Genomic DNA, 13,210 nt, shown 5'->3' with positions numbered 1-13,210 from the left:
CTCCTGTTTAAGTTAAGACTTGGTTTGTTCTGACTGGCCAGCGGCCGAAGCTTGTTGTTTATCGTCAGATGTCACTTCCTGTGCTTTTACCTGCGCGCCAGGACGTACTTTTTGCAAACCAGTAACAATCACGCGATCGCCATCTTTCAGACCTTCCGTCACCAGCCATTTATCGCCAATCGCCTGCGTGGCGGTGATATTGCGCGTTTCGACTTTGTTATCTGCCCCAACAACCAGTGCGCTCGCATCGCCGCGTGGCGTACGGGTCACACCCTGCTGTGGAACAAGAAGTGCGGTTGGATTCGTTCCTTCTTCCAGACGCGCGCGAACGAACATACCTGGCAGCAGATTTTTGTCAGGGTTCGGGAAAATCGCACGTAAGGTGATGGAACCGGTGGTCTGGTCGACCGTCACATCAGAGAATTCCAGAGTACCTTCCTGCGGGAACTTGATACCGTCGTTGGTAACCAGCTCCACTTTGGCTTTGCCGTTTTCCTGCTTCAGGGTGCCGTTAGCCAGCTCCTGTTTCAGGCGCAGGAAATCGTTGCTGGACTGCGTCACGTCAACGTAGATCGGATCAAGCTGCTGCACGGTAGCCAGCGCAGTGGTCTGTCCGTTCTGCACCAGCGCCCCTTCCGTCACGGAAGATTTACCAATACGACCACTGATAGGGGAGGTCACTTTGGTATAGGCCAGGTTAATGCGTGCAGTTTCGACAGCCGCTTTGGCTGCTACCACGGCCGCGTTAGCCTGCTGGGCATCTGCCAGCGCGGTATCGTAATCCTGTTGACTGATGTACTTCGTGCCGAGCAGTTTCTGATAGCGGTTCAGCGTCAGCTGAGCGATTTTTGCCGCCGCTTGTGCTTTAGCCAGGTCACCTTTCGCGCTTTCATAAGAAGCCTGATAGGTCGCGGGATCAATCTGATACAGAGACTCACCGGCGTTCACATCGCCGCCTTCGGTAAAGTTACGTTTCAGGATAATGCCGCTAACCTGAGGACGCACTTCCGCAATGCGGTAAGCGTTTGTACGGCCTGGTAATTCTGTGGTGATCTGCAGAGGTTCAGATTTGAGTGTCACAACGCCGACTTCTGGCGCCTGCTGAGCTCCTTGTTGAGCCGGTTTGTCGTCACATCCTGTAAGCGCTAAGCTGCCTGAGAGCATCAGAACGACCGCCAGAGGCGTTAACCCTCTGTTTTTGTTCATATGTAAACCTCGAGTGTCCGATTTCAAATTGATCAAGGGTCCTGAGTCTAAAAACCCATTGCTGCGTTTATATTATCGTCATGCTATGGTACATACATTCACAAATGTATGTAAATCTGACTCCTGTAAATTCACCCACCTATGGCACGAAAAACTAAACAACAAGCGCTGGAAACCCGACAACACATTCTGGATGTGGCAATACGTTTGTTCTCTCAGCAGGGTGTTTCTTCTACCTCGCTGGCGCAAATTGCTCAGGCTGCCGGTGTGACGCGGGGAGCGATTTACTGGCATTTTAAAGACAAGTCAGATCTGTTCAGTGAAATCTGGGAGCTTTCAGAGTCCAGCATTAGCGATCTCGAGAGTGAGTATCGGGCAAAATTCCCTGACGATCCACTCTCAGTATTAAGAGAAATATTAGTATATATCCTTGAAGCAACGGTAGTTGAAGAGCGTCGCAGATTAATGATGGAAATTATCTTTCATAAATGTGAGTTCGTGGGCGAGATGGCGGTGGTGCAACAAGCGCAGCGCAGCCTCAGCCTGGAGAGCTACGATCGTATCGAACAGAACCTGAACCTGTGTATGCAGGCAAAGCTGTTACCGGCCAATTTACTCACCCGCCGGGCGGCCATCCTGATGCGCAGCTACATTTCAGGTCTGATGGAAAACTGGCTTTTTGCGCCGCAATCCTTTGACCTCAAAGAGGAAGCCCGCAGCTACGTGGCGGTTTTACTGGAAATGCTACAGCTCTGCCCGACGCTGCGCAGCGACGCGCTTTCGCTCACGGCCTGAGTCCTTCCAGGATTTATCTCAGAGGCTTACGTTCTCGCTATTCTGCTTCCGACGAGCGTGATATTCTTCACGCCGGACTATTTTCGGTCATCTGCTGACATCATTCACAACTATGCTGCCCATCAATCGCTCGCAACATCCTGTATTTGCATTGCTCTTTGCTATGCTGTTTTTCTTCGCCACGGCGCCGCTGACCTGGGCCCGCGCCGACAACAGTAACGATATCCCCACGCGCGCTGATGTTCAGTCGCAGCTCGACACGCTGAATAAACAAAAAGAACTCTCTCCTCAGGAAAAACTGACGCAGCAGGATCTGACGGAAACGCTGGAAACGCTGGATAAAATTGAACGCGTTAAGGCTGAAACTGCACAGCTTCGTCAGAAGGTGGCGCAGGCGCCGGAGAACATGCGTAAGGCCACGGAAGCGCTAAGCGCACTAAGCGACGTCGATAACGACGATGAAACGCGCAAAACGCTCTCCACGCTCTCCTTACGCCAGCTGGAATCGCGCGTCGCGCAATTGCTCGACGATCTGCAAACCGCACAGTCCGATCTCGCTACCTATAACAGCCAGCTCGTCTCCCTGCAAACCCAGCCCGAGCGCGTGCAAAACGCGATGTACGCCGCGTCTCAGCAGCTGCAGCAGATCCGCAACCGCCTGAACGGCACGACGGTAGGGGAGGGCACGCTGCGCCCGACCCAGCAAACCCTGCTGCTGGTTCAGCAGTCGCTGCTCAATGCGCAAATTGAACAGCAGCGTAAAAGCCTGGAAGGGAATACGGTGCTGCAGGACACGCTCCAGAAGCAGCGTGATTACGTCACCGCGAACATTAATCGTCTGGAGCATCAGCTTCAGCTGTTGCAGGAGGCGGTAAACAGCAAACGCCTGACCCTGACGGAAAAAACCGCTCAGGAAGCCGTCTCGCCGGACGAAACTGCCCGCATTCAGGCCAACCCGCTGGTGAAACAGGAGCTTGAAGCTAACCACCAGCTCAGCCAGCGCCTGATACTGGCGACGGAAAGCGGCAACTCGCTGGTTCAGCAAAATATCAAAGTGAAGAACTGGCTGGATCGCGCGTTGCAGGCGGAGCGCAACATCAAAGAGCAGATCGCGGTTCTGAAGGGCAGCCTCCTGCTGTCGCGTATTCTCTACCAGCAGCAGCAGACGCTGCCGTCTGCCGACGAGCTGGAGGACATGACCAACCGCATTGCGGATTTACGTCTGGAGCAGTTTGACGTCAACCAGCAGCGCGATGCCCTTTTCCAGAGTGATGCCTTCGTCGCCAAAATTGAAGAGGGGCACTCCAGTGACGTAAACCCGGAAGTACATGACGCGCTGCTCCAGGTGGTGGATATGCGCCGTGAACTGCTTGACCAGCTCAATAAACAGCTGGGCAACCAGCTGATGATGGCAATTAACCTGCAGATCAACCAGCAGCAGCTGGTCAGCGTGTCAAAAAGCCTGCAGGAGATTTTGACGCAGCAGATTTTCTGGGTGAACAGCAACAAGCCGATGGACTGGGACTGGATTAAGTCCTTCCCGGAGACGCTGAAAACGCAGATTAAAAGCATGAAAATCACCGTGAACTGGGAGAAAGCCTGGCCTGCGGTAATGATTGCTTTCCTGGCGGGCTTACCGCTGCTGCTGATTGCCGGTCTGATCCGCTGGCGTTTGAAATGGCTGAAACAGTACCAGGCGAAGCTGGCCTCGGAAGTGGGGCAACTGCGTAACGACAGCCAGCTCCATACGCCAAAAGCGATTCTGATCGATCTCATTCGCGCGCTGCCGGTGTGCCTGATTATTCTGGCCGTGGGCCTGATCCTGCTCACGATGCAGCTTAACGTCAGCGATCTGCTCTGGGCGTTCAGTAAAAAACTGGCGCTGTTCTGGCTGGTATTTGGCGTGTGCTGGAAGGTGCTCGAAAAAGACGGCGTGGCGGTGCGTCACTTCAACATGCCGGCTCAGCTGACCAGCCACTGGCGTCGCCAGATTGTGCGCGTCAGCCTGGCGCTCCTGCCGCTGCACTTCTGGTCGGTAGTCTCCGAGCTTTCCCCGCTGCATCTGATGGATGATGTGCTGGGTCAACTGGTCATTCTGCTCAACCTGCTGCTGATTGCGATCCTGATGTGGCCGATGTGCCGCGACAGCTGGCGTGATAAAGAGTCCCACAATATCCGTCTGGCCACCGTGACGGTGCTGGCGATCATTCCGCTGGCGCTGATGGTGCTTACGGCAACAGGCTACTTCTACACCACGCTGCGCCTGTCCGGGCGCTGGATCGAGACGGTCTATCTGGTGATCGTCTGGAACCTGCTCTATCAGACCGTGCTGCGCGGCTTAAGCGTCGCGGCCCGTCGCATTGCTTACCGTCGTGCCATTGCGCGTCGTCAGCATCAGGTGAAAGAGGGGGCTGAAGGCGCGGAGCCGCAGGAAGAGCCGACCATCGCGCTGGAGCAGGTTAACCAGCAGACGCTGCGTATCACCATGCTGGTGATGATCGCGCTGTTTGCGGTGATGTTCTGGGCGATCTGGTCTGATTTAATTACCGTCTTCGCCTATCTCGACAGTATTACCCTCTGGCAGTACAACGGTACCGAAGCCGGCGCGGCGGTGATGAAAAGCGTCACCATGGGCAGCCTGCTGTTTGCGCTGGTGTCGTCGGTGGTGGCCTGGGCGCTGATTCGTAACCTGCCGGGTCTGCTGGAAGTGCTGGTGCTCTCAAGGCTGAACCTGCGCCAGGGGGCGTCTTACGCCATCACCACCATCCTGAATTACGTCATCATTATCGTCGGGGCGATGACGGTATTCGGCTCGCTGGGCGTCTCGTGGGATAAACTGCAGTGGCTGGCGGCGGCTCTCTCGGTCGGTCTTGGTTTTGGCCTGCAGGAGATCTTCGGTAACTTTGTCTCCGGCCTGATTATCCTCTTCGAACGTCCGGTGCGTATCGGCGATACCGTCACCATCGGCACGTTCTCCGGGACCGTCAGCAAGATCCGAATTCGTGCGACCACCATCACCGACTTCGATCGTAAAGAGGTGATCATCCCGAACAAAGCGTTCGTGACCGAGCGTCTGATCAACTGGTCGCTCTCTGATACGGTGACGCGCGTGGTGATCCGCCTGGGCGTAGCCTATGGATCGGATCTGGATAAGGTGAAAGAGGTGCTGCTGAAGGCGGCGTCTGAGCATCCGAAAGTGATGCACGATCCTGCCCCGGCTGTGTTCTTCACCACCTTTGGGCCGAGTACGCTGGATCACGAGCTGCGTTTATACGTGCGCGAGCTGCGCGACCGCAGCTACACGGTCGATGAGCTTAACCGCTCTATCGATCGCCTGTGCCGTGAAAACGATATTAATATCGCCTTCAACCAGCTTGAGGTTCACCTGCGTAACGAGAAAGGTGATGAGCATACGGAAGTGAAGCGCGACATTAAGGGCGACGACCCGACTCCGGCTTAATCTATTTTCCCTCTCCCACGGGGAGAGGGTTAGGGTGAGGGGGAAGTTTCCCCTCAAAATCCCGCCGCACAATCTCCAGCGCTTTAAGCACCGTCCCGGCGGGGATCTCATGATTCTCCAGCAGCATAATCAAATCGACGGCCAGCTTGACCTCATCGGGTGCATTTTCCAGTGACATAGATGTGGCTCCAGTTAACGGGTCAGGCGTTCAATCACGCGTTCAATATCATCCAGCGCCTGACGGCAGCGGACGATGCGGCCTTCCAGCGCGCTAATCTCGCGCATCAATAGCTGCTGCTCTTCCAGCGTTTCGCTGTTGTTCAGGCGGGCTTCGCGCTCGCGCTTCATCTCAAACAGACGCCGCTCAAACTCCTGGTTCTCCAGCCGCTTGCGCTGCCATTTTCCCAGCCCAGGCGAGGCGCTGTCCCACACCCGTAGCGGCCAGGCGGCGATTTCGCGGTGCAGGGCGGCGATCTGCTCGGTAAGATGCTCAGCAAGCCACACCACCTGTTCCTGCTGTTCACTCTCAACCGCGTGGCGAAGCTCATCGAGGTTGGTCTGCATCTCAGCAAGGTAATCCTGAATGACGGTGCTGCGGGTGCGGAAAAGCTGCCGGTCAAAGCGCGGTTTCAGCGTGGCGTGTCCCATCAGCGGCGTGGCCTGCGCCCGCAGAGCGATCAGCTGATTTTGCAGCTTCTCAAGAAGCAGTGCTGTTTTCAATGCGCTCTCCAGTGGTAAAGTAGCCGTTCAGTTTGATAACGATTCGCATTATGCAGCGTACTATTTTAATCATCATTGGCTGGCTCGCGGTAGTGCTGGGTACGCTAGGTGTGGTTTTGCCCTTGCTGCCGACCACCCCGTTTATCCTGCTGGCCGCCTGGTGCTTCGCCCGCTCGTCGCCGCGTTTTCACCACTGGCTGCTGTACCGCTCGTGGTTCGGCGGCTACCTGCGGCACTGGCAAAAACACCGGGCCATGCCGCCCGGGGCCAAGCCGCGCGCCATTGCCTTTATCCTGATCACCTTCGCCGTTTCGTTATGGCTGGTGAACATGATGTGGGTGCGTATTCTGCTGCTGGCGATCCTGGCCTGCCTGCTGATCTTCATGTGGCGGATCCCCGTGGTTGATGAAAAGCAACAAAAGCACTGAAGCCTCATCATGGCGGTTGCAATTATGGCGCGCAGCCAGTAAATTCGACCGTTTTCGAGCACAGGTGCGCCTGGTCAAAGGTTAAACAACTGTTACTTTGACCGACTCGTCGCGCGCCGTGAGTAACACTGTTTCATTTAGGCACAAACCGATGACCGCAACTGCACAGCAGCTTGAATATCTGAAAAATAGCATCAAAAGCATCCAGGACTATCCAAAGCCTGGCATTCTTTTCCGTGATGTCACCAGCTTGCTGGAAGACCCGAAAGCGTACGCGCTCAGCATTGAACTGCTGGTCGAACGTTATAAAAACGCCGGGATCACCAAAGTAGTAGGTACCGAAGCCCGCGGCTTCCTGTTTGGCGCACCGGTTGCGCTGGCGATGGGCGTGGGTTTTGTGCCGGTGCGTAAGCCGCGCAAACTGCCGCGTGAAACCATCGCGGAGAGCTACGAGCTGGAGTACGGCACCGATCAGCTGGAGATCCACGTTGACGCGATCAAGCCCGGCGACAAAGTGCTGGTGGTTGACGATCTGCTGGCAACCGGCGGCACCATTGAAGCGACCGTCAAGCTGATCCGCCGTCTGGGTGGTGAAGTGACCGACGCGGCCTTCATCATCAACCTGTTCGATCTTGGCGGTGAGCAGCGCCTGGAAAAACAGGGCATTACCAGCTACAGCCTGGTGCCTTTCCCGGGTCATTAATCCCGGTTTTCACAACCTCGCTCAATGGGTGAGGTTGTGATAGCATTCCCCTCCATAAATTCACCTTCCAGCGTTGCAGAGCCTGCCCATGAGTTATCAGGTGTTAGCCCGTAAATGGCGACCACAAACCTTTGCTGACGTTGTCGGTCAGGAACATGTGCTGACGGCCCTGGCGAACGGCTTGTCGCTAGGTCGCATCCATCATGCCTATCTTTTTTCCGGCACCCGCGGCGTCGGTAAGACTTCTATTGCCCGTCTGCTGGCGAAAGGTCTGAACTGCGAAACCGGGATCACCGCCACCCCGTGCGGCGTGTGTGACAACTGCCGCGAGATCGAGCAGGGGCGTTTTGTCGATCTGATCGAGATCGACGCCGCCTCGCGTACCAAGGTGGAAGACACCCGCGATCTGCTCGACAACGTGCAGTACGCCCCGGCGCGCGGCCGCTTCAAGGTCTACCTGATCGATGAAGTGCACATGCTGTCGCGCCACAGCTTTAACGCCCTGCTGAAAACGCTGGAAGAGCCGCCCGCGCACGTTAAATTCCTGCTGGCGACCACCGATCCGCAAAAGCTGCCGGTCACCATCCTGTCGCGCTGTCTGCAGTTCCACCTGAAGGCGCTGGACGTTGAGCAGATCCGCGCGCAGCTTGAGCACATCCTTGATGAAGAGAAGATCGTTCACGAGCCGCGCGCCCTGCAGCTGCTGGCCCGCGCGGCTGACGGTAGCCTGCGTGATGCGCTAAGCCTGACCGACCAGGCGATTGCCAGCGGTGACGGCAAGCTCTCGACCGAAGCGGTTAGCACCATGCTCGGCACGCTGGATGACGATCAGGCGCTGTCGCTCATCGAAGCGATGATTGCCGCCAACGGCGAGCGCGTGATGTCGCTGGTGAACGCGGCCGCTGCCCGCGGTATTGAGTGGGAAGCGCTGCTGGTTGAGATGCTCAGCCTGCTGCACCGCGTGGCGATGCTGCAGCTGTCTCCGTCGGCCATCGGTGCGGATATGGCCGCTATTGAACAGCGGATGCGTGAACTTGCCCGCACCGTGCCGCCTGCCGACGTGCAGCTGTATTACCAGACGCTGCTGATTGGCCGCAAAGAGCTACCGTTCGCGCCGGACCCCAGGATGGGCGTCGAAATGACGCTGCTGCGCGCGCTGGCGTTCCACCCGCGCATGCCGTTGCCGGAACCGGAAGCGCCCCGACAGTCCTTTGCGCCGGTTGCTCCGACCGCGGTAATGTCACCGCAGCAGGTGCCACCGCAGCCGACGCCGCCGCCACAGCAAAATGTGCCGCTGTCGGATGCCACCAGTTCGGTGCTTGCCGCACGCAGCCAGCTGCAGCGTGCGCAGGGAGTAACCAAACCAAAAAAGAGTGAACCGGCAGCGCCAGGAAGAGCGCGGCCGGTGAACAACGCCGCGCTTGAACGACTGGCCTCGGTAACGGAGCGCGTACAGTCGCGTCCGGCACCGTCCGCGCTCGAGCAGAAAGCCCCGGTGAAAGAAGAGGCTTACCGCTGGAAGGCGACCACCGTTGTTGAAACGGTCAAGGAAGTGGTCGCCACGCCGAAAGCGCTGAAAAAGGCGCTGGAGCATGAAAAAACGCCGGAGCTTTCCGCTAAGCTCGCCGAAGAGTCCATCGCGCGCGACGCCTGGGCCGCTGAGGTCAGCCAACTCCAGTTGCCGAAGCTGGTGGAGCAGGTCGCGCTAAACGCCTGGAAAGAGCAGGACGGCAATCAGGTGCGTCTGCACCTGCGTCCGGGCCAGCGGCACCTCAATTCCCCTGGCGCGCAAAAGGCGCTGGCCGAGGCGCTTGCTGCTTTACAGGGTTCACCGGTTGAATTGACTATCATTGAAGATGATAATCCGGCAGTGAAAACGCCGCTCGAGTGGCGCCAGGCCATTTATGAAGAGAAGCTCGCGCAGGCGCGCGAGGCAATTATTGCGGATAACAACATTCAGACCCTGCGCCGGTTCTTCGACGCCGATCTGGATGAAGAGAGTATTCGCCCCATTTGATCGTGAGTCTGACTTACGGTTGTAATCCTTAACGTGAAAGAAGAGAGAAGCCTATGTTTGGTGGAAAAGGCGGTCTGGGTGGCCTGATGAAGCAGGCTCAGCAGATGCAGGAAAAAATGCAGAAGATGCAGGAAGAGATCGCTCAGCTGGAAGTCACGGGTGAATCCGGTGCCGGTCTGGTCAAGGTGACCATCAACGGTGCGCACAACTGCCGTCGCGTTGAAATCGACCCGAGCCTGCTCGAAGACGACAAAGAGATGCTGGAAGATCTGGTAGCAGCCGCGTTTAACGATGCCGCTCGCCGTATCGACGAAACCCAGAAAGAGAAAATGGCCTCTGTTTCCAGCGGTATGCAGCTGCCGCCGGGCTTTAAGATGCCATTCTGATGCAAACCAGTCCGCTGCTCACGCAGTTAATGGAAGCACTGCGCTGCCTGCCGGGCGTTGGCCCGAAGTCGGCGCAGCGCATGGCGTTTACGCTATTGCAGCGCGACCGCAGCGGCGGGATGCGCCTGGCGCAGGCTCTGACCCGCGCCATGTCAGAAATTGGTCACTGTGCGGATTGCCGGACCTTTACCGAGCAGGACGTGTGTAACATCTGTACGAACCCGCGTCGTCAGGAGAACGGCCAGATTTGCGTGGTGGAGAGTCCGGCGGACATCTACGCCATCGAACAAACCGGGCAGTTTTCCGGCCGCTATTTCGTGCTGATGGGGCATCTCTCCCCGCTGGACGGCATTGGCCCGGACGATATCGGTCTTGACCGCCTTGAACAGCGTCTTGAATCCGAAATGATCAAAGAGGTGATCCTCGCCACCAACCCCACGGTGGAAGGGGAGGCAACCGCCAACTACATCGCCGAGCTGTGCGCGCAGTACGGCGTTGACGCCAGCCGCATCGCCCACGGCGTGCCGGTCGGCGGCGAGCTGGAAATGGTCGACGGCACCACGCTGTCGCACTCTCTGGCCGGACGTCACAAGATTATTTTCTGACCAAACGGAGGCCGCGCGCGCGGCCTCCGCTTGAAAATTTCCCCCCGTATCCCCATCTCTCACTCAACGTTTTAAAACCCCATTAAATGGCATTGTTGAGGTCGACATAGATGAAAGGACAAGAAACCCGTGGTTTCCAGTCAGAAGTAAAACAGCTTCTGCACCTGATGATCCATTCCCTGTATTCCAACAAAGAAATTTTCCTGCGTGAGCTGATTTCCAACGCCTCCGATGCGGCGGACAAGCTGCGCTTCCGCGCGCTGTCTAACCCGGATCTGTACGAAGGCGACGGCGAGCTGCGCGTGCGCGTCTCTTTCAACAAAGAGAACCGCACCCTGACGATTGCCGATAACGGCATCGGGATGAACCGCGACGAGGTCATCGACCACCTCGGGACCATCGCGAAATCCGGCACCAAAGCGTTCCTGGAGTCCATGGGCTCTGACCAGGCGAAAGACAGCCAGCTGATTGGCCAGTTCGGCGTAGGCTTCTACTCGGCGTTCATCGTGGCGGACAAAGTCACCGTGCGCACCCGCGCGGCGGGCGACAGCGCCGAGAACGGCGTGCTGTGGGAATCCAAAGGGGAAGGCGAATACACCGTTGATGACATCACCAAAGCGGATCGCGGCACCGAAATCACCCTCCACCTGCGCGAAGGCGAAGATGATTTCCTGAACGACTGGCGCGTACGCTCCATCATCAGCAAATATTCCGACCACATCGCGCTGCCAGTAGAGATTGAAAAACAGGAAGAGAAAGACGGTGAAACCGTTGTTTCCTGGGAGAAAATCAACAAGGCGCAGGCGCTGTGGACGCGTAACAAGGCTGAAATCAAAGACGACGAGTACAACGAGTTTTATAAGCACATCGCTCACGACTTTACCGACCCGCTGACCTGGAGCCACAACCGCGTGGAAGGGAAGCAGGAGTACACCAGCCTGCTGTACATTCCGGCACAGGCACCGTGGGACATGTGGAACCGCGATCACAAGCACGGCCTGAAGCTGTACGTGCAGCGCGTCTTCATCATGGACGACGCCGAGCAGTTCATGCCGAACTACCTGCGCTTTGTTCGTGGCCTGATAGACTCCAACGATCTGCCGCTGAACGTCTCCCGTGAAATCCTCCAGGACAGCACCGTTACCCGTAATCTGCGTAACGCTCTGACCAAACGTGCGTTGCAGATGCTGGAAAAACTGGCGAAAGACGACGCGGAAAAATACCAGACCTTCTGGAAACAGTTCGGCCTGGTGCTGAAAGAAGGCCCGGCTGAAGACATGGCGAACGTTGAAACTATCGCCAAACTGCTGCGCTTCGCCTCTACGCATACCGACTCCTCCGCCCAGACCGTGTCGCTGGAAGAGTACGTCTCCCGCATGAAGGAAGGGCAGGAGAAGATCTACTACATCACTGCCGACAGCTATGCGGCAGCGAAGAGCAGCCCGCACCTGGAGCTGCTGCGTAAGAAAGGCATTGAAGTGCTGCTGCTTTCTGACCGCATCGACGAGTGGATGATGAACTACCTGACCGAGTTCGACGGTAAGGCGTTCCAGTCCGTTGCCAAAGCCGACGAGTCCATCGACAAGCTGGCGGATGAAGTGGACGAAAGCGCGAAAGAAGCCGAGAAGGCGCTGGAGCCGTTCGTTGAGCGTGTCAAAACCCTGCTGGGCGACCGCGTGAAAGAGGTGCGCTTTACGCACCGTCTGACCGATACTCCGGCTATTGTCACCACCGATGCGGACGAAATGAGCACCCAGATGGCGAAGCTGTTCGCCGCGGCGGGCCAGGCCGTGCCGGAAGTGAAATATATCTTTGAGCTTAATCCGGATCATCCGCTGGTGAAACGCGCGGCGGATACCCAGGACGAAGCTCGCTTTGCCGAGTGGGTTGAACTCCTGCTGGATCAGTCCCTGCTGGCCGAGCGCGGCACCCTGGAAGATCCTAACCTGTTCATTAAACGTGTGAATGCGCTGCTGCTGGCGTAACTGACCATGTCTCCCTGGTCTTCTCCCTCTCCCCGTGGGTGAGGGCCGGGGTGAGGGCACCAGACCGCACTCTCCCAAATTATCTCCCCCCATTAACCGTTTCAGCCTTCCCGCCTTCCTTGAGCCACGCCCGTTCTGGTGGTATTGTTTAGCGCTTTTGAAAAATTGAAACGACATTTGAGGGGATTTTCGCAATGCGTATTATTCTGCTTGGCGCTCCGGGCGCGGGTAAAGGAACTCAGGCTCAGTTCATCATGGAGAAATACGGTATTCCGCAAATCTCCACCGGTGACATGCTGCGCGCCGCTGTAAAATCTGGCTCCGAGCTGGGTAAACAAGCGAAAGACATCATGGACGCAGGCAAGCTGGTAACCGACGAGCTGGTTATCGCGCTGGTTAAAGAGCGCATTGCGCAGGAAGACTGCCGTAACGGTTTCCTGCTGGACGGCTTCCCGCGCACCATTCCTCAGGCTGACGCCATGAAAGAAGCGGGCATCAACGTGGACTACGTTCTGGAGTTCGACGTACCGGACGAGCTGATCGTTGACCGTATCGTTGGCCGTCGCGTGCACGCTGCCTCTGGCCGCGTTTACCACATCAAATTCAACCCGCCTAAGGTTGAAGGCAAAGACGACGTGACCGGCGAAGAGCTGACCACCCGTAAAGACGATCAGGAAGAGACCGTGCGTAAACGCCTGGTTGAATACCATCAGATGACCGCGCCGCTGATTGGCTACTACACCAAAGAAGCGCAGGCGGGTAACACCAAATACGCCAAAGTTGACGGCACCAAAGCCGTGGCTGACGTACGTGCAGAGCTGGAAAAAATCCTCGGCTAATCGCGCGCCTCTCACCCGGGCTCCCGGGTGAGAAATATTCTCATCTTACCTATTACAGCAATGGGT

The 13,210-nt window shown here is 57.0% G+C and carries 12 protein-coding genes and 1 other annotated feature; of the genes, 9 read left to right on the top strand and 3 right to left on the bottom strand.

The genetic code is table 11. The features are described 5' to 3' along the window. Positions 1-12 precede the first annotated feature (12 nt). Positions 13-1,206 carry a multidrug efflux RND transporter periplasmic adaptor subunit AcrA gene (acrA, locus tag IM291_RS05260; protein ID WP_192986288.1) on the bottom strand — a complete coding sequence of 398 codons (1,194 nt, stop codon included), beginning with the start codon at positions 1,204-1,206 and terminating at the stop codon, positions 13-15. Between the two features lie 141 nt (positions 1,207-1,347). On the opposite strand from acrA, the gene acrR reads away from it, so the two are divergent. Together acrR and mscK are read left to right on the top strand one after the other, a co-directional pair. Next, the gene (gene acrR, locus IM291_RS05255) at positions 1,348-2,001 is read left to right on the top strand and encodes a multidrug efflux transporter transcriptional repressor AcrR (protein WP_063942740.1); all 654 of its coding nucleotides are present in this window, start codon (positions 1,348-1,350) and stop codon (positions 1,999-2,001) included. A gap of 112 nt (positions 2,002-2,113) precedes the next feature. Continuing rightward, positions 2,114-5,461 carry a mechanosensitive channel MscK gene (gene mscK / locus IM291_RS05250; RefSeq protein WP_192986286.1) on the top strand — a complete coding sequence of 1,116 codons (3,348 nt, stop codon included), beginning with the start codon at positions 2,114-2,116 and terminating at the stop codon, positions 5,459-5,461. Between the two features lies 1 nt (position 5,462). On the opposite strand, the gene rsmS is transcribed toward mscK, so the two are convergent. Then, positions 5,463-5,639: a pleiotropic regulatory protein RsmS gene (gene rsmS / locus IM291_RS05245; RefSeq protein WP_032644839.1), complete on the bottom strand. Its 177-nt coding sequence runs from the start codon at positions 5,637-5,639 to the stop codon at positions 5,463-5,465. Between the two features lie 14 nt (positions 5,640-5,653). Then, positions 5,654-6,181, bottom strand: a complete 528-nt coding sequence (gene priC / locus IM291_RS05240; RefSeq protein ID WP_028012193.1) for a primosomal replication protein N'' — start codon at positions 6,179-6,181, stop codon at positions 5,654-5,656. Between the two features lie 50 nt (positions 6,182-6,231). Between priC and IM291_RS05235 the strand changes: the two genes are divergently transcribed. The 7 genes from IM291_RS05235 to adk all read left to right on the top strand — a co-directional run bounded on the left by IM291_RS05235 (position 6,232) and on the right by adk (position 13,144). Further along, complete coding sequence (locus IM291_RS05235) at positions 6,232-6,609, top strand: DUF454 family protein (protein ID WP_028012194.1); 378 nt, start codon at positions 6,232-6,234, stop codon at positions 6,607-6,609. A gap of 151 nt (positions 6,610-6,760) precedes the next feature. Continuing rightward, entirely contained in the window at positions 6,761-7,312 is a 552-nt protein-coding gene (gene apt, locus IM291_RS05230) for an adenine phosphoribosyltransferase (RefSeq protein WP_000127359.1), read from the top strand. An 88-nt stretch (positions 7,313-7,400) separates the two neighbouring features. Next, a complete protein-coding gene (gene dnaX, locus IM291_RS05225) occupies positions 7,401-9,329 on the top strand; it encodes a DNA polymerase III subunit gamma/tau (RefSeq protein ID WP_047367624.1) in 1,929 nt (642 codons plus the stop codon). Further along, positions 8,659-8,723, top strand: a sequence feature (DnaX frameshifting element). Its footprint overlaps the gene before it by 65 nt. Before the next feature lie 53 nt (positions 9,330-9,382). Beyond that, the gene (locus IM291_RS05220) at positions 9,383-9,715 is read left to right on the top strand and encodes a YbaB/EbfC family nucleoid-associated protein (protein ID WP_003858972.1); all 333 of its coding nucleotides are present in this window, start codon (positions 9,383-9,385) and stop codon (positions 9,713-9,715) included. Next, on the top strand, positions 9,715-10,320 hold the full coding sequence (recR, locus tag IM291_RS05215; RefSeq protein ID WP_048999083.1) for a recombination mediator RecR: 606 nt from the start codon (positions 9,715-9,717) through the stop codon (positions 10,318-10,320). Before IM291_RS05220 ends, recR begins: the two co-directional genes overlap by 1 nt. A 110-nt stretch (positions 10,321-10,430) precedes the next feature. After that, positions 10,431-12,305: a molecular chaperone HtpG gene (gene htpG / locus IM291_RS05210; protein WP_045259919.1), complete on the top strand. Its 1,875-nt coding sequence runs from the start codon at positions 10,431-10,433 to the stop codon at positions 12,303-12,305. 194 nt (positions 12,306-12,499) lie between these two features. Next, positions 12,500-13,144 (top strand): adenylate kinase, encoded by a 645-nt coding sequence (gene adk / locus IM291_RS05205; protein WP_006809841.1) that lies wholly within the window; start codon positions 12,500-12,502, stop codon positions 13,142-13,144. Positions 13,145-13,210: the final 66 nt, after the last annotated feature.

The organism is Enterobacter cloacae complex sp. P27C, from assembly GCF_014895705.1.
GTDB classification, from domain to species: Bacteria; Pseudomonadota; Gammaproteobacteria; order Enterobacterales; family Enterobacteriaceae; genus Enterobacter; species Enterobacter bugandensis.
Note: the sequence above shows the minus strand (reverse complement) of the source record. Positions and strands in the feature narration are given on the sequence as shown.

Excerpts from the sequence above, each read along its gene's own strand:
- mscK (WP_192986286.1), top strand. The coding sequence starts at position 2,114 with ATGCTGCCCATCAATCGCTCGCAACATCCTGTATTTGCATTGCTCTTT.
- recR (WP_048999083.1), top strand. The coding sequence starts at position 9,715 with ATGCAAACCAGTCCGCTGCTCACGCAGTTAATGGAAGCACTGCGCTGC.
- dnaX (WP_047367624.1), top strand. The coding sequence starts at position 7,401 with ATGAGTTATCAGGTGTTAGCCCGTAAATGGCGACCACAAACCTTTGCT.
- rsmS (WP_032644839.1), bottom strand. The coding sequence starts at position 5,639 with ATGTCACTGGAAAATGCACCCGATGAGGTCAAGCTGGCCGTCGATTTG.
- htpG (WP_045259919.1), top strand. The coding sequence starts at position 10,431 with ATGAAAGGACAAGAAACCCGTGGTTTCCAGTCAGAAGTAAAACAGCTT.
- IM291_RS05235 (WP_028012194.1), top strand. The coding sequence starts at position 6,232 with ATGCAGCGTACTATTTTAATCATCATTGGCTGGCTCGCGGTAGTGCTG.
- acrA (WP_192986288.1), bottom strand. The coding sequence starts at position 1,206 with ATGAACAAAAACAGAGGGTTAACGCCTCTGGCGGTCGTTCTGATGCTC.
- IM291_RS05220 (WP_003858972.1), top strand. The coding sequence starts at position 9,383 with ATGTTTGGTGGAAAAGGCGGTCTGGGTGGCCTGATGAAGCAGGCTCAG.
- adk (WP_006809841.1), top strand. The coding sequence starts at position 12,500 with ATGCGTATTATTCTGCTTGGCGCTCCGGGCGCGGGTAAAGGAACTCAG.
- acrR (WP_063942740.1), top strand. The coding sequence starts at position 1,348 with ATGGCACGAAAAACTAAACAACAAGCGCTGGAAACCCGACAACACATT.
- apt (WP_000127359.1), top strand. The coding sequence starts at position 6,761 with ATGACCGCAACTGCACAGCAGCTTGAATATCTGAAAAATAGCATCAAA.